The 17,201-nt window shown below is 58.9% G+C and carries 6 protein-coding genes and 1 pseudogene; all 7 read right to left on the bottom strand.

Going from position 1 to position 17,201, the window contains the following annotated elements; translation table 11 throughout:
* Positions 1-83: 83 nt before the first annotated feature.
* Positions 84-4,037 carry an AAA domain-containing protein gene (locus B3759_RS03070; RefSeq protein WP_291363524.1) on the bottom strand — a complete coding sequence of 1,318 codons (3,954 nt, stop codon included), beginning with the start codon at positions 4,035-4,037 and terminating at the stop codon, positions 84-86.
* Positions 4,038-4,364: 327 nt separating this feature from the next.
* A complete protein-coding gene (locus tag B3759_RS03065; protein ID WP_291363522.1) occupies positions 4,365-7,148 on the bottom strand; it encodes a DUF4175 domain-containing protein in 2,784 nt (927 codons plus the stop codon).
* Positions 7,145-8,488, bottom strand: coding sequence for a diaminopimelate decarboxylase (gene lysA, locus B3759_RS03060; protein WP_291363520.1), 1,344 nt, complete (start codon positions 8,486-8,488; stop codon positions 7,145-7,147). The genes B3759_RS03065 and lysA overlap by 4 nt, the downstream gene beginning before the upstream one ends.
* A gap of 117 nt (positions 8,489-8,605) precedes the next feature.
* Positions 8,606-9,596: pseudogene (locus tag B3759_RS03055) on the bottom strand (CgeB family protein).
* 56 nt (positions 9,597-9,652) lie between these two features.
* The gene (locus tag B3759_RS03050) at positions 9,653-12,652 is read right to left on the bottom strand and encodes a glycosyltransferase (RefSeq protein ID WP_291363518.1); all 3,000 of its coding nucleotides are present in this window, start codon (positions 12,650-12,652) and stop codon (positions 9,653-9,655) included.
* 26 nt (positions 12,653-12,678) lie between these two features.
* Positions 12,679-16,032, bottom strand: a complete 3,354-nt coding sequence (locus tag B3759_RS03045; protein ID WP_291363516.1) for a glycosyltransferase family protein — start codon at positions 16,030-16,032, stop codon at positions 12,679-12,681.
* Positions 16,033-16,226: 194 nt separating this feature from the next.
* The coding region (locus B3759_RS03040; RefSeq protein WP_291363514.1) for a S1 RNA-binding domain-containing protein at positions 16,227-17,201 on the bottom strand (975 nt) is incomplete at its 5' end.

Raw genomic sequence — 17,201 nt, 5'->3', positions numbered from 1 at the left:
GCTTCTCTTCCGGCCTGGTGCCGGCCTCGCCCTCAATGATTAATGCCCGCCGGCCAGAGCACGAGGGGTGCAGCGGTCCCCGGCTAGACGGCGGGCGGAACCATCTGAACCACTGCGGTCCTCAAGAGGGTGTCTCGGGGCTCCTCAGCGTTGCCCGTGTCTGGCGCATTATCCAGGGCGGGGCGCGCCTCACCGGTAATCACGACGTTCACTGCGGCGCCGCGGGCTCTGAGCTCTTTGATGGCCTCAGCCGCAGCCGTGCGCGCAGGCAGGCCCGTCAGGCGCCAGGACGTGTCGAGATTGGCCCCCTCGGGATTGGCGCGCTTGACGCTCAGCCAGTTGAACGAGCCTTCGATGAGCACCGTGGGCGTAATGAGCGACTTGGAGTGCAGTAGCGCAATGTGATGGAGGGTCGCGCCCATCTCGCGCAATAGCACCTGCAGGCGGGCATCGACAGGTCTGGTCGCCGGTCGCGTGACGATGTGCACGGAGCAGCGCCGTGCGATAGCGCCGCTGACGACGTCCTGGAGGGCCTGGGTCTCCACGGGGTCCGCGCCCAGGAAAGGCGAGACGACCACTGCGTTGCATCCTGACGCCAATTCGTTCAGAGCAGCGTTGAAGGCGTTGACATGAGCGGCGTGGGTCGACAGGCGCTCACCGCGCAGGACAATGTCGTCGGGGGCCGCATAGTTGCCGGTGACCTCGCGCAGCTCTGAACCGCGCGTAAACATTGATCGACCCACGATACCCAAGGTGGAGGATGGAATACCTTCGAAATGCTCCATTGCACCGATGATGACGAAGCTGTCCTTTGCTCGCGAGATGGCGACGTTCAGGAGGCTGCGGTTGCCTTCGATGAAGGAGGGGGGCGTGTCGCGGTCGTAGGTCGGCGAAAAGATGACGATAGGCCGTTCCGCGCCCTGCAGTGCGTGGACGGTGCCCACGGTGATGTTCAAGAAATCCAGTTTCCCATTGTCGCGCATATGGCCAATGGTCGCGTGGAGCACGCGCTTCTGCGCCGAGAACGGAGTCACGATAGCCACGATCTTCGATAGCTCGCAGCCGTAATGGTTAACCCACTCCTGCGCATGCGCACCGATCCAGCGCGCGATAGCGGCGGCTTCTTTTTTGTTGGTCCCGCTGCCGCCGACGCGCTCGTATCGCCCGGAGACGTTCGCCCATGCCAGAGCGGGCACCGGAGGCGGCTCCTTGGGCTGCGCCGTCATAGGCTCGAGCCGACCGCCATAGACCAACTCGTTGCAGATTTGAATGATGTCGCGGTGACACCGGCGATGCTCGGAGAGAAACATGCCTGGTAAAGGGGCCTCGGGCGAGGAATACCGCGTTGAGGACTGGACAACACGCATCACGGACCCCGGCAGCTCGTTGCGCGCGCTGGCCGTCACGACCCGGCCGTCGGTCACGGCATGGTCCTCGTTCCACCAGCTCTGGTAGACACCCGCGGCCTGCGCGTTGCCGCAATCGGTGGAGTGCGGCATCGTTACGACCGGCGCGATCTGGAAGATATCGCCTACGACGACCGCACGCTTGGCCAGCGCCATCGCGGGTGCCGCCTGGAAGGGCGGTATCTGCCCCGCCTCGTCGATGATGAGCGTGTCGATGAACCCCGTCATGTAGAGGCTTTGCCATTTCTGGTCGACGCGAGCGGTCCTAATGAAATGCCTGGGCAGCGTCGCTGTCGTCGAGACGAAGCACGGCGTCAGCATCGCCCAGCGGCGATACATGGCGACGAGCGCCTTCTCGCCCGCCCCCTTGAAAGGGTAAGCGCGTGTATCGCCGCCGGAGAGTGCCGCCTGGAATCTCTGCGTCTCAAGGATCCAGCGCCCTTCCCAGTAGCGTAGGGCCAGGTGAAAAAGCTTGAAGCGCACTGTGCGGTCAAGCAGTGCATCGAGTGCGCGGTGATCGGATGTCTCCCGGAGCCAAGGCAGCTCGCATTCGGAGACCTCAAAGTTCTGGCGCCACCAATCCGGTTCGCCCACGGCGTGGCCGACTTCTGCCAGCATCCGAGGCAGAGCGGCGAGTTCCGCGCGCTTGCTGGCGAGTTCGCGCATGGGAGCATCGCAGCTGCGCGCCTTCATCTCGTTGAGCTGGCGCAGCTCACTTTCGGATACGACCTTTTTGTTGGCGCATTCCTCGACCTGCGCCCCGATCTGGGCAAGTCGCGCTTTTCGGGTTCTCTCCACGGCTGCCAGCTCCGCCTCCGCGTCCCCGAGGGCTTTGCGGGCCGTTTCCTGCAGGCCCGCGATCACGCCAAGATAAGCCGCGCGTGTGCGAGCCTGCATGGCGGACACAAACGCCGCAGCGTGAGGCGATTGAGCGACCATGACTTCGGCCGCCTCCCATTTGCGCGTCGAGAAGAGGCCACCGAAAATCCCGCCTTCGCTGGGAAGGGACGCGATGACGCGGGCGGCGAACGCGTCGGTGTCTTCGACCTGTCGCCGTTGCTTTTCGACGGTGTCCTGGGCTCGGGCCAGCAGGCGGGCCTCGTTCTGACTTTCAGCGCTGTAACGCCTGCGCGCAGCGTCAAGGGCGCCGGTTTCTTCTTCAAGGCGCGCACCGACATTTCCGGCCTTTTCATCAAACTGTCCTTTCAATCGGACGAGTTCAGCCTCCTGTTCGTCGAGGGCGGCGTCGTCGGGGCCTTCGCCCGTAAGCTGGTCATAACGCTGATAGGCGGCGATGAGGGGGCGCACGCGATTATGAAGATGCGCCATCTCCTTACGCAGGATTTCGACCGCTTCGTGAACGTCCTCCACATCTTGCAGGTCCAGCCGATAATCATGAAAGCGCGCCATCCACGTCACCATGGCTTGGTCGAGAATGGCGCAGTCGCGCTCCAGGGCTGGGAATCCAGACCAGTCCTCCGGGGCCGGCCTGCGCCCAGGGACCGCGACTAGGAATCCCTCCTTCTCTGCCCTGGGAGCGCGCTCCTTTGAGATGAGAAGCAGCCCCAGGCTGTCTGCACCATCCACCCAGCGCCGCGCCCAATTGCGGTCGGAGGGGTCAATCAGCGCGGAGCCCATCGCGACAATGATGTTTTGTACGGCCTGATTGTTGGTCGAGGTGCAGACAAAGACGACGGGCTCCTCGTTACGCAGGGCGCGGTAGACGAGCTCGGTCGCGATGATGCCTTGCAAGAGAGTCGTCTTGCCCGTGCCCGGCGGCCCATTCACAGCCAACATCTCACCCTCTTCGAGGGCTAGGTATGCGCCGACCGTATCGGACTGGTTGGGTGACAGACCATATTTGCCGTTCATCGACCCGCGGGGCGCCTTCGACATTTCATCGCGGAACGCCCCATCTACCAATTCTGCGTCATTGAGCGGGGTGATGTAGCGCGCAAGCAAAGGCGACATTATGCTGGTTGGCTCAGCGCAGGCTGCATCGTAAAATTTCTTGAGGTTGCGGATCATCGCCATGTTGGCGGAAGACGCGACCGTCAGCGCGGGCACGGTCTCGGTCAGCACCCATCCCTGGGGCACCACCCCATCGGTCACCGCGTCCCAGCAGCCGTCTGCCCAATCGAGCCAGCGCGACCACTCGGTGCAATCCGGCGGGTTCGCCTGCAACCAAGCGTCCATCCGTTCCACGTGGCCGATGGTTACGATGCTGTCAGTTGGCTCCAGATAGTGCCGGTTTATCCAGGGCGGCAGGTCCTCATGAACCGATAGCTGGCCCGTCGCGCTGACAGCCACGACGACGCCTTGGACATAGGCACGGGCGTGCCGAAGGTCTCCGGCCCCGTGGGTGACGGTCAGGTTGAGCGCGCGCAGCGCTATGCTAGCTATGACGACGTCGCTGTCCTTGTCCTCTGCGGTATCCTTTTGCTTTAAGCGGAGGGCGTGCAGAGCCTCGACGTCGCGCGGCGGTAGAACGCCACGGCGCAAATCCTCGACCCGAAGCGTCACGACCTCCTTACCTTCGAAGGACAGTGTGGCCTGAGCTTCGTCGACGAGGGATCGGCGCCAGTATTCGAGCACATCCAATGGGCGTGGCGACTTCTGATTGACCGGCATACATGCTCCTCCGTCTCAATAGGAAGCTATGCCAAGCTATTCCGCAGTTCAATGCAGCCGGAAAATGCTCGCACAGGCCAAGGGCGGGAGCGGATCACCACCGGATTAGATCTATCATTTTCTTTGAAGGCTTGGCGGCGACCTGAGGAAATACATTGCTCATAGGGGGTATAGGCACTACAGATGCATGTGTTTAGCAGGCATCCTTTGCGTTACTTTAATCTGTGCTGAAAATGGAGGAGGTGTCCGCTTCTGCATGTCTGAGCCGGAAAGTGGACAACCCGCAATCCCCCCCAAAACAGCCGCATCCTCCAAACCCTCTATTCCTCAAAAAGACTTCAAAAGCCTGTCCAAGTAGTCCAACTCCTCCTTCGGACGCGTCCGGTCGGAATCTCTGCGCCGCAACTCTTCCTCAATCGCCTGTGCGCGTTCACGCGACATCTTCTCAGGGAGACGATCCCCAGCATTTGGATTGGTATCCGTGCCCTCTCCTGTCGAGCGACCCAACGGATCACGATCGGCGTTCTGCTCGTCACCGGACTGACCTTCACCCGGATCACCATTTTCCTCGTCGCCACTGCCGGACTGACCGTCCTTACCCTGACTGCTGCCCCCACCAAAGGATGGCAGGAAACTCGTGCTGCCCGAGCCGCCTCCCTTGCCCTGAAGGGCTTTCCGCATCTGATTACGCCCCTGCTGCAAGGCCTTGAGCGCAGCAGTTTCTGCTTTCACAGCATCCGGATCATTGTCAGCCGCCAGAGCATGACGGGCATCCTTCATGGCCTTGCCCGCTTCGCCAAACGCCGGAACGTCCTTGCCTGAAAGTTCCTTGAATTCACTCCCAAGCTCTTCAGTCGCCCGCATCAGGGCATGCTGGGCAGCGCCATCCGACCTCTTCTGGTCGGCTTCCGCTGCGGTACGATCATTCTTGTCCGCATCTGTCTGTTGCGTTGACTGGGCTGGTTCCTGCGGAGTGGGAGCCTGTGTTTCACCCTCAGGCTGCTGAGGAGGGACACCGCTACCATCAGGCGGCACCAAACCAAGCCTGCGCAACAGTTCCGACGTGGACATGGACCCAAGATCACTGTCCTCTGATGGCGGCTGTGAGGCAGCGCTTTCGTCCCGCCGCCGCTGATCTCGATCCACCCGCGCCTGAGCATGATCCAGAAGCGAACTCTGCTGCTTCACCAGATCACCGAGGCTTTCCGCCTGCTCTTTCAGCTTCTGCTGTGCCATCATCTGCTGCGCCAGCTGCGCCATATCCTGTGGCGTGGCGTTGCGCATCTTCTCGATGGAATCTTCAAGCTGTTGCAGCTTGTCCATCGCACCGTCTTCGTGGCCTTCCGCCGCGTCACCCTGCAACCGTTCCATCAGTTTCTGAAAGGCGCGATCACCGGATTTCGTAAGACCGGGCAGATCGGGAATGGCCGTGCCGTCACGCATGGCCTGCTCGGCGAGCGCCTGCATCTTGCGACCGATGGCGGCGCGCAGGGCGTCCATCCGCCGCTTCAGTTCCGCCTGATCCTCCGTCCCGTGAGCATTGTCTTCCCGCATGTGCCGCAATTGCTCTGAAACGGCTTCCTGCGCCGCGCGCACATCAATCGACGCCTGAGCGGATTGCTTGCCGCCATGCAACTGATCCTCGATGTCGAGAGCAAGATCCCACAGCCGTCCCACAGCCTCGTTACGGGCATCGTTGTCGTCGACGTCACGATTATCCAGCAACGCGACAATGCTGGTCAGATTGAGAAACGTGCCTGTGTTCTGGTCAATCGGCCCCGGTGTTTCACCAATAGCCTCCAGATCCTCGGCGGCGGCATGACGACGCTCATCTCCCAGAGCCAGACGCCGCCTCAGGTCCAGCACAGCCTTGGCCACAGGTGATTTGAACGTCCTGGAACCGAGCCTGAAAGTGGCAATCGGACTTCTGGCCACCTTCTTGCTGACGCTGGTCGCAACCAGTGTGGCGGAGACCTCTTCGCCCGCCCACGGATCATCTGACAGGTCTGGACCGGCTACGCCTTTTGCACTGACCGGATGGCCTTTCAGCGGAATCGGCACTGTCAGCACACGGCTTCTGGTCAGCAATCCCGGATGAGCCAGTCTGATTTCAACGACCAGCGAGCCAAGTCCGTAAGCGTGATGCGCATCGTAAGGAAGCCGGGTCCGACGCCCGCCCTTCTCGCCACCGGGGTTCGGCCCCCATGCCACCTGCGGTAGGGCATCCGGTGTCACCGTCAGTTGCCATGACGCCAGCGTGCGACCACGACTATTGACCACAAAGGCACCGGAATGATCGAGATCCGCCTGAATACGCCAGGAATGCTGACCAAGCGCCTGCATGGTTTCGTGGTTGAAACCGCCCTTCAGATGCGGAGTGGACTGCGTGCCCGTGACTGTCGAAACCAGAACGGAACCTTCAGGCACGGCAGGAACATGCGCTGCTCCGTCAGCCAGAAAGACCGGAGCAGACGGCGCATAGGATGGCGGGGTGATCCATGCCTCGACATGCGGCAGCGGCACGTCAGGATCATCAATTCCCGGAATAAAAGCAGCCAACAGACGTCCGGGCGCATGGCTTCCGGCCCAGACGCCTGTGCCAATGAGAGCCAGCGCCACAACAGGCAGAAAACGGCTTTTGCGCAAGCTGGAGAGTTCGGGCCAACCTGACCGCAGAGGCCCCAGCGATTTCAGCAGGCGTTCCTGATAAGCGCTCCAGAGAATGTCTGACCCCACGCCGGACGGGCGATCCGTCATGGAAGCCAGCGGCCTGTTACGCAAGCGGGAGGCCAGTTCGATCCGTCGGTCCACTTCCATCTGGGTCGGTGGCGTGTACTGTTTCAGCCCACGACGTCCTAGCCAGACGACTGCACCAAGACTGCCCACCTCGACCACGGCGTGAAGCCAGTCAGGCATGGTCTGCGGAATACGCAGAAAACCGGCGACACAATAAAGACCCGCAACAGAAGCGGCAGGAGCGAGCAGACCAGCAACTCTTTCCACAACCAGAACAGAACGCGCTTTCCTGCGCACGCCAGCGAGATCTGTTGCCCGCCTGCTGTCGTCAGGCAAAGCTGCGTTTTTGATCTGTTCCGGCGGGGCTATGCTCATGCCTCGACACGCATTCCTTCAAACATGATTTCACTCGCCCACAGCTCTTCAATCTTCTGACGCGGCCGGATCACTGACCAGCGATCCCCATCGACCAGCACTTCCGCAGCCAACGGACGAGCATTGTAGGTGGAGCTCATCACGGCGCCATAGGCTCCCGTATCCAGGATCGCGACACGCGCTCCTCTCTGCAACGGCGGCAGACTGCGTCCCTGAGCGAATGTATCCCCCGTCTCGCAGACAGGTCCGACAACATTGGCCTCTTCAGGTTCAAGAACGGCATCATGGGCCGAGAGAGGCAGAATTCCATGCCAGGCTTCATACAGGGAAGGCCTCAACAGATCGTTCATGGCCGCATCCAGAATGATGAACGGCGAACCATCCGTGACCTTCTTGCGCAGAATCACGCTCGCCAGCAGCACACCGGCAGGCGCTGCAATCCACCGGCCCGGTTCAATAGCCAGACGAACATCAAGATCGCCCAGTTCGGAACGGATCACTCCGGCCAGCGCCTCAGGTGAGCCTTCACCTTCATCACGGTAACAGATGCCGAGACCGCCGCCGCAATCAACAACCGTCACGGGCAATCCGGCCTGACGCGTCGTGCGTACGAGAGCAGCAATCCGGGCATAAGCCGCCCGATAAGGGGCCATCGTCAGAATCTGACTGCCGATATGCACTGCGTAACCAACGGGTCTCAGTCCAGGTAGATCGGAAGCAAGACGATACAGTCCAAGCGCCTCATCGTAGGGAATACCGAACTTGTTGCCCGCGACCCCCGTGGTGATCTTGGCGTGTGTCTTCGCATCGACATCCGGGTTTACGCGCAGCGCCACGTCGATCTCACGTCCCATGGACGAGGCCACGCCAGACAGGATCTCAAGCTCTTCAGCGCTCTCGACATTGATCTGGGCAATGCCTTCCTGAAGAGCGAGCTTCAGTTCAGCATCAGTCTTGCCAACCCCCGAAAACACGATCCGGGACGCGGGGATTCCGGCCATTCGAGCCTTGGTCAGTTCACCACCACTGACAACATCAGCCCCCATTCCGGCCTGAGACACGATGCTCAGCACGGCCAGATGGTCGTTCGACTTCACCGCAAAATGCGCCGAAACCGACAACCCCGCCGCTTTCATCGCATTCTGAAGTTTCGCAGCTCTTTTTCTGAGAGTATCAGCGCTGATGACCCAGCACGGCGTGCCAACTTCATCAGCAATAGCCAGAAGGGGCACCCCATCCAGCATCAATCCACTTCGCACGTCGAGCGACAGGTTCGAGTGCGTCGCCAGCAGTTCGCGAACTGTGGGGTCTGGAGTGGTGAAAACGGTCGGGTCAGCCATAATGTCACGTTACCGGCTCAGTCGGAACTTGCCAATCGGCTGAATTTGCAAAGGTCCCTACATCACAAAAATGGCTGGGGCCTGTCATGCAACAGGCCCCAGCCTCATTCGACAGCATCAGCTATTGAGAATGCCGTTTTCTTTCAGAATACCCAGAGCCTGACGGATACGGTGGCCATAGGTGTGGTCCGCCATCGTCCGCGCCTGTGCTTTCTTCGCCGTTTCAATACGAAGCTCGCCGTTGTCGATGTACCTGTCGACCAGTTCCTCAAACTGCTTGCGGTTCGAGAAGGACGGAATTTCCTCCTTCGTATAATAGCGACGGATTTCGTAGGTATCCTCGTGGAACACCTGCAACGCACCAGCCGCAGCAGCTTCATAGGTGCGCGGACCCGGCGTGGACGGAGAAATCAGGAAGCGCTTGTTCTCGAAGCTCAGGCTGCGGCCAAGGTTCAGGACCAGCTTGGAACGCTGGTAGAACTGCACAAGCTGCTCCTTTTCCAGACGCGCATCCGAGAACCCGATTCCAAGCTCACCCCAGCCCGGGCCAATGATCTTGATGTTCAGATTGCGCAGGGTCGGCAGCAGACCGCGGACAATGTCCTTACGGTTTGTGAAGGCTACGCCGCAGAACAGAACATCAATGTTCCGCTCAACGGATTCATCAATCGGGCGATAATGCAGCTTCGGACAGGCTGCGAGCGGCAGATGCCAGACATTGTCACGGGTGTAGAAGTTCGAACCCCCAGCGCTCACAGGAGAACACCGCGTCAAAGTCCTGTCCGATGCGGTAGTTTGCATCCTGCTCATAGGGATCTTCTGTCGCCCAGAAGACAGTCGCTGCACCGATCTTCTTGGCTTCGCGGTTCACTTCGCCAAAATAGGTGCTTTCCGGCAGATATGACCCAATACCGAACACCACAGTTGGCTTGAGGAAACGAATCGCCGCTGCAGCACCGCTGATGTTCGCCGCGGTGACGTTTTCCTCACCAAAGCATTCCGCCCAGCCTGCCATGATTGATTCACGGATCTGAGCATTGGCCTGCGATTCAAAGCGTCCGCCACTGCAGATCAGAACCCGTCCGGAATATTCGCCTGTCTTTGCCATCAGTCTCTCCAGTCCTTATCGGGGTCTTGGTTGATCTCGTTCGCAACGTCGCGTTTTCATTGGCGTGCATCTTCCAGCACAGCCGCTACCGCAGCGTCAAACCGGTCCGGAGCACAGTCTTCCCCGAGGCGCTTCAAAGCCCCTTCGCGGATAAACCTCCAGAATATTTCGTCACGATAAAGCCGGATCACCGCATCGGCGAACACGCCCGCATCGGGAGCCCCACCGGATACGATATCCTCTCCATCCGTCCAGCCCAGCTGGGCGATCAGCAGATCGCTGGCCACAACCGGCAGACCGAAGGAGGCGCTCTCGTGAATCTTGTAAGGGATACCGCCAGCAAAACGGGTCGGTGCGATGAAGACCCGGCGCGTGTCATAGAACGGCTCCAGATCTTCTACTTCTCCGACAATATCCAGCCCTTCAAACTCGTTCAGGCATGACAGATCGACCTTGCGCGAACGCGAACCGACCACGGTCAGTCTCACTTCGTTGCCCAACTCTGCCCGGATTTTCGGCATGACTTCGCGACCAAACCAGATCAGCGAGTCAAGATTGGGAGATTCGGCATCCACAATCGCGCCCACGAACAGCAGGTCTTTTCTCTCGGAAAAACTCTTTTCCGTCGGACGCACTTGCAGCGAATGACCAAGCACGACGACGTTCTGATGCCCTGCGCGCTGTATGAATTCAGCCTCCCTGTCGGTCACCGCCACGACTTTCTGGCAGAAATACGCGCACTCGAATTCTTCCCTAAGCGCTACATCGAGGCTCTTTGGCGTAACCTGTTCATCTAGCCCCAGCACTTTATCCCGGAGAAGAAGACGGGGACTGATGACCGCTTCCGTATCGAGAATGAACTCGGTTCCCGGCAGATAACGGCTGTTCTTGTGCAGAACCGGCAGCAGTCTCGCCAGATTGTGCGTGCGCCCGATCCATACCAGATCAAACGCCCCTGCCCGCTCTTCCAGAAACCGGTCCAGATCCTCGGCCGAGCGATCAAAGAGCACTTCGACCGTATCGGGGAAATCGCCATACACACGGCTGAGCGAGTGGTAATGCGCATTGACCGGGAATACCGTCACGGCACATCCCTGACGCGCCATGCTGCGGACGATATCGTTTGACCGCACATAGCCCGAGCCAAGGCTCCGCAAAGGGATGCGGTCTTCAATAAACAGGATGCGCAGTCCGTTTGTCGGACGTGACCGGGCCAGAATGGCGTTTCCTGCATGCGCCGGATACTGCCCCCGCAGGAAGTCGGCCTGTTTGGAGACGAAAATACGGCGGTTCCGCTGCATCAGCGCCTGCGAACTACTCGAGCAGGAAGAACCGAACTCAAGATGCTCGATCACGACAAACGGGTCGTAGACCACCCGATAGCCGTTCTGGATAATCCGCACACAGAAATCGGACTCTTCGAAGTAAGCTGGCGCATAGGCTTCGTCGAAGCCGCCCAGCGTCTTTGCAAGAGCCGTCGAGACCATCAGGAACGCGCCTGAGCAGTAATCCACGTCCCGGACGAAATTGGCTTCCGGACAGTTGGGATCGGCATCGCGCAGGTAGCCATAGGCGCTGCCGTCCCGCCAGATGATCGACCCGGCTTCCTGCAGACGACCATTGGTCCGGATGATCTTGCCGCCGACCGCACCAATCTTCGGATCAGACGTCAGCCGATCGAGCGCGTTCTGAACTGCTCCGGGCGCCAGCTTTACATCGTTGTTCAGGTAAAGCACGACATCGGCAGAAACCATCTCCAGCGCCATATTGCAGGACAGCAGGAAGCTCGCATTGTGATCGAGATGCCGGATCGTGGCCCCGGAAACGTAGTCTTCCAGCCGCCGCGTTTCATCACGCGACCCTGAATCGATGATGATGAGCTCCAGCGCGCCGGGGAAACAGTCCCGCAGCGAAGCCAGCGCCATCAGGGTCAGCGGAAACTGGTTGTACAGCACCATGATGACACTGACGGTGGGAACGCCGGTGTAGGAAAAATCCAGTTTCCGACGACCGGCCTCCACCAGAAGACCGGCGGCCTCCCGGCAGAACATCATTTTGGAATGAGCTTCATCCAGTGCCCCATCGGCACTCCCGACCTCATGACGTTCCTGCGCCGCTACCCAGTGTGCGAAGGGATCGCGAAAGATACCGCTTCCCACATCGGCGCGCACCATAGGTCTGGCGGCGTACTCCATCAGCGCAATATCCGGAGAGGGCTGTCGCCCCTCAAAGGCTCCGGCGGCCAGAAAGTGATCATATCCGGAGCGAAACTGGCCGGCTGCAACACACGCACCGACATCAGGATAACGCTCCCGATAGAACTCCTCGGAAAACGCTGCCTGTGGCGAATAACCGACCGCCTCACCGGCTGTCAGATAATGATGCAGGGCGCAGGAAAAGAACCCGTCCTCAATCAGATTTCTGACGTCGGGATATCGCTCAAGATACCAGACCGGGTCGAAATACCATGACGCCCGGAAACGGTCAGCATCACCATTCTTATTGTCAATGAACCACCTGAAAGCAGAAAAATCTGCTCCACTCTGCCGGGCAACGAAGTCACCGAACACGGCAGGATCGAAGAACAGACTGCCTGACCGAAAGCCACCCTCTCCTTCCGAAAGATAGTGATCATACCCATTGGCAAGACCAGCTGCCCTGAGCACGGTTCCTGTCAGATCGGGCTCATGAGTGCGATAGAATGATTCAGAAAACAGCCAGTGTGGAGAATGGCTCCGGTAGCCTTTCTCCACATAATGCTGGAAGCCTGACCGGATCGTTCCGTCCGCGATAGATTCAGCCACATCCTGATGAACGGAACGATACCAGCCTTCATCAAACCACCGGTTGGGCGCATACCCACGCCCCTGACCGACTGCCCGATAATGGCCGAGTGCGTTGGCGCCAATGCCCGCGCTCAGGTCGCGCTTCACATCCGGGTAGGTCGCAACATACCAAAGCTCGTCGAAGCGAAGCCACACGGGAATCCGTGTCGCCTTGCCCCCCTGCCATTCAAAAACGGCAGGCCCGCTGAATGTCACATCATCGCGCTGCATACGCTTGCGCTTACTCTGACTTCTGCTCAGTGCTCGACAAGGTCACGCACAGTTTCAACGCAGTAATCAACGACTGTTTTGATGGCTGCGGCTTCCTCCACGGCCCGGACCTCATTATCTTCACAGAGGATGCGAATGCCCGTTGTCTGGAAACCGACTTCATCACCGACCACGTTCAGCAGTCCAATACGATGCCAGCCATTCAGCTTTTCGTTGAATCCTTTCTTCAGGCTCAGATTGCCGACAAAACCGACGCAAAGAGGTGCGTCATGGAAAATGGTCTGCACGTCCTGACGGATCAGACGCGATGTGGCCATGAAGATCGGCGCTCCGGTCTCCTCATTCACCAGCACGACATAAACCTGCCCTGCCCGCGAAAGACCGCGGAGGAACGCCCAGCCACGAATGATCAGATCACTTTCCGGCAGATCCCGTTCGTGGTGACCACCGTCTTCAATCAGGCCGCTGAAGTGATCGATGTAATATTGCAGCTCACCCTTGTACTGCTGACCGATCTTGCAGCCGAGCTCAGACAGCTTGATGCCTCTCAGCACGCCGTCACTCTCTGAAACACGCTCGAAATCACGCAGGATCTGGCCATTGGAGGGTGGCAGGCGCGCAATACCGACAATACGACCGCCTTCAACCTCGATCTGAACGGAGGTCAGCTGGAATGCGCCCTTGCCATGCACGATATTGACGAGACCGATCCGGAAAACGCCCTCACACCACTTTCCGCGCAGCGCGACCTGAGCCGAGAAGCCCGAACGACGTGGCGCACCGGGGAACAGACCGGTAACGTCCGAACGCACTTCACGTGTGGTGGGAATGAAGATCGGAGGAATATCCTCCTCGCCCATCAGCACCGTGTAAAGATGCCCGGAGCCAGACACACCCGGCACCACATACCAGCCACGGATGTGGAACTCGTTGGCCGCGACAAAATCCTCATCCTCATATTCAGCAAAGACGTGGCGACAGACATCATCAATGTAATATTCGGCACCTTGAATCGAATACCAGTCCGTGACTGTTTCCGGCAATTCGATAGACAGATCACGCGTTGTCGGCGGATCAAAGATGTGACGCGGCGGAGCCTGATTCTTCCAGGAAGCGTGCGGCAGCAAATGCACCTGCCCCACATCGAACTGCACGTTGCTGCTTCCCATATCGCGGCGCGGCGCCACATCACGGTAAAGCTGAAGAAGCTCATCACCGTATGTGCGAGCGTCCGTCCAAAGATGCGGACCAATGTTCGCCATCAGCTGCTTGCGCACACTCTCACTGCAACGGATCAGTTCAAGACGCTGCAGCACATCGGCCGGGCTGCCGATCGGCACCTTGAATCCGTTGACGCCATCTTCCACGCGATCACCCAGCGCGCCGACATCCGTGACAATCGGGATAAGACCGCTCTGCCAAGCTTCTGAAAGCGAGATACAGTAGGTTTCCGGCCAGATTGACAGGTTGAGGGCAACATCAGCGACTTTCAGCGCCTCAACGTCACCGGCGGAATAGCGCCCGTAAACATGCACGTTGTTCTTGTGCATGTTGTTGAGGATGCCTTCATACTCCGGATGGACATATCCAAAGATATGGAATTCGAAGAGATCCGAATTGGCCATCTCGATGATAGCCAGAACAGCATCCGCTCCCTTGGTGCGCAGGAAGTTGCCGATCACGGCCACGCCAAGACGACGACCATTCAGCGGCTCATAGGTTTTCGGCACGATAGGAGATGTCGGCTCAGGGGACGGAATACCCAGAGTCAGACTGACTTTTTTCTCAAGGTGCGGATAAACTTCGTGAGTCAGATCGTGGGAATGTCTTGTCCCGAACAGGATTACATCCACTGACTCAAGCATCTTCGACACAAAAGCGCGACGCGTCTGCTCACCACCAAACTCGACATTGTCAGAGCGCTTCATGGAGATGTCGGCGGCGAGCACCCACTTCACATCTTCCTCGCAATAGCGAAGCTCATGATTCAGCAGATTGTAGCGGGATGACAGCAGGAAGAAGTCATGCGCCGAGAACACCACACCGACGCCATTCGCCTTGGCGATGATCGGCAGTGAGAGACAGTGATGTCCCAGATGCTGGAAATGCACGATATCGAAGTTGTACTGGCTGATCGCAGCCGAGAACGCCATCTCTTCCGGACCATCGCACATCGTGTCGAGCCAGCCGGTGTCCGGCACGTCGAAGCTCTCGATCTCACGACCACTGGCGTCCGTCAGACGACACATGCCGTCACGATGCAGCCAGTAGAAGAACTCCACGTCACGCAGCAGCATGGAAGCGATGGTCTGCTGATAGACCTCAACACCACCCCAAGCCTGCTCATGGATAGTAGAGTGTGTGCACATCAGCACGCGCAGACGACCGCGACGCGCAGGCACTGACACTTCTTTCGAAACAACATGCCGACCGAAATCTGCGCCTGTTACTTCCATCATCTTCCGAAGACGATGATCGTACAGGTGCGCCTCGAGAACGGCTTTCTGGGCGGCAGTCGCCTGCTTGCGGCGCAGGGACTTGTTGGCCAGCAATGCAGCAATATGCTCGATCACACCTTCGACCGAGCGAGACATGCTCGCGCCTGCGACTTCATGGATGTAGCGTTCGTCAAGCTGCTCGCCTGCCTCGACAACCTGCGCCGTACCGGCAAGACCAAGCTCATAGAAGCGCGGTCCCGGAGCAGTCGCCTGCCCGACATCGCCATGACTGGCATAATCGCGAAACATGGTCAGCGTCACGGCGCTGGCATTGGCGAAATCGATGAACGCCTCATGACTGATGGGGCGCTGGATCGCGAGATCGGCAAGGTCAGCAGGAAGAGGCGGAAGATACTCATTGCCGGGGCATACCAGCTTGATTCTGGCATCCGGGAAGGCCGTGATGACGCGTCGCAGGGTTTCGACGCGATTCGGCCACATCGTGCCTGCAAAGAAGATGTCGTAATCGAGCTCGGCTGCCGTCTTTACCTTGCGCTCATGCAGCGAAAGGCTGGCGCCCAGAGGCAGGTAGTGTCCCTTGCCCTGATAAAAATCGACACAGGAAGGATCGTTCGTGAAGACGTAGTCGAAGAGACCGATGTTATCGACGTTGAAGGACACCATAAACGGGTCTTCAAACGCCCAGAAAATCATCGTCTTGAAGGCAGGCCTGACACGACGCATCAACTCCATATTGATACGCTGGCCGTCAATACAGATCAGAACATCATGCTCGCCCTGCGCCGCCAGACCCGCGAGAGTCATATTATCAGGCAACGAAACATTACTATCGCCAAGGACTGTTTTGGCGGCTCGTTCAAAGGCAAGCGTAAGGTAGTAGTTCGGATTATGCGTGTAGTTCGTATTGTATATGACTGCCATTGACCTACGCCGACGTTTCCGTCTTCGCCTTCCCTGAATAACTACACAGATCGAACATCAATTCTTTTTGAGACTTTACCGCAAAGACTGGCCCGGCAAAAGACCTTCGCTTCAGTCACTTACCGCTTATGGACAAAAAAAATGGCATCTCAAAAGAGATGCCATTTCTCATAATCAGACTAAGAACGCCTTAATCAGGCGTCAGCACTCCGACGACGGATTGCTGCGCTGAGGATATCACCCAGCGACGCACCGCTGTCAGAAGAACCATACTCGTTGATGGCCTGCTTGTCTTCGTCCTGCTCACGACCACGGATGGTCAGGGCAAGCTTGCGGGCTGCACGGTCAACCGAGACAACCTTCGCATCGACGCGCTCACCGACAGCGAAACGCTCCGGACGCTGCTCAGCCTTGTCACGAGCCAGTTCCGTGCGACGGATGAAGCCGGACAGAACGTCGTCAACCTTGACCTCGATGCCGTTGGCCTGAACCGCCGTCACCACGCAGGTCACGATCGCACCCTTCTGAACGCCCGTCAGAACGTCAGCGGCCGGATCTTCATGAAGCTGCTTGATACCGAGAGAGATACGCTCTTTCTCGACATCCACGTCGAGGACCTTGGCCTGAACGACCTGACCCTTTTCGTAGTTCTTCATGGCTTCTTCGCCAGACTCGTCCCATGACAGGTCGGACATGTGAACCATGCCGTCGATGTCTGCGGACAGGCCGATGAACAGGCCGAACTCGGTGATGTTGCGGATCTCGCCTTCCACGATCGAGCCAACCTTGTGCTCTTCCGCGAACTGCTCCCACGGGTTGCGCTGAACCTGCTTCAGACCAAGCGAGATACGACGCTTCGTGCTGTCCACATCCAGAACCATGACGTCGACTTCCTGGGAAGTAGCGACGATCTTGCCCGGATGGACGTTCTTCTTCGTCCAGGACATTTCGGAAACGTGCACCAGACCTTCGACGCCCGGCTCCAGCTCGACGAATGCACCGTAATCGGTGATGTTCGTGACGCGACCGGTGAAGCGTGCGCCCGGCGGATACTTGAGCGCCACGTTCTCCCACGGATCAGCCTCAAGCTGCTTCATGCCGAGAGAAATACGCTGCGTGTCCGGGTTGAAGCGGATGACCTGCACGCGAACCGGCTGACCGATCTGCAG

Origin of the sequence: Acetobacter sp. UBA5411 (assembly GCF_002409645.1) — a bacterium.
Taxonomy (GTDB): Bacteria; Pseudomonadota; Alphaproteobacteria; order Acetobacterales; family Acetobacteraceae; genus Acetobacter.
Note: the sequence above shows the minus strand (reverse complement) of the source record. Positions and strands in the feature narration are given on the sequence as shown.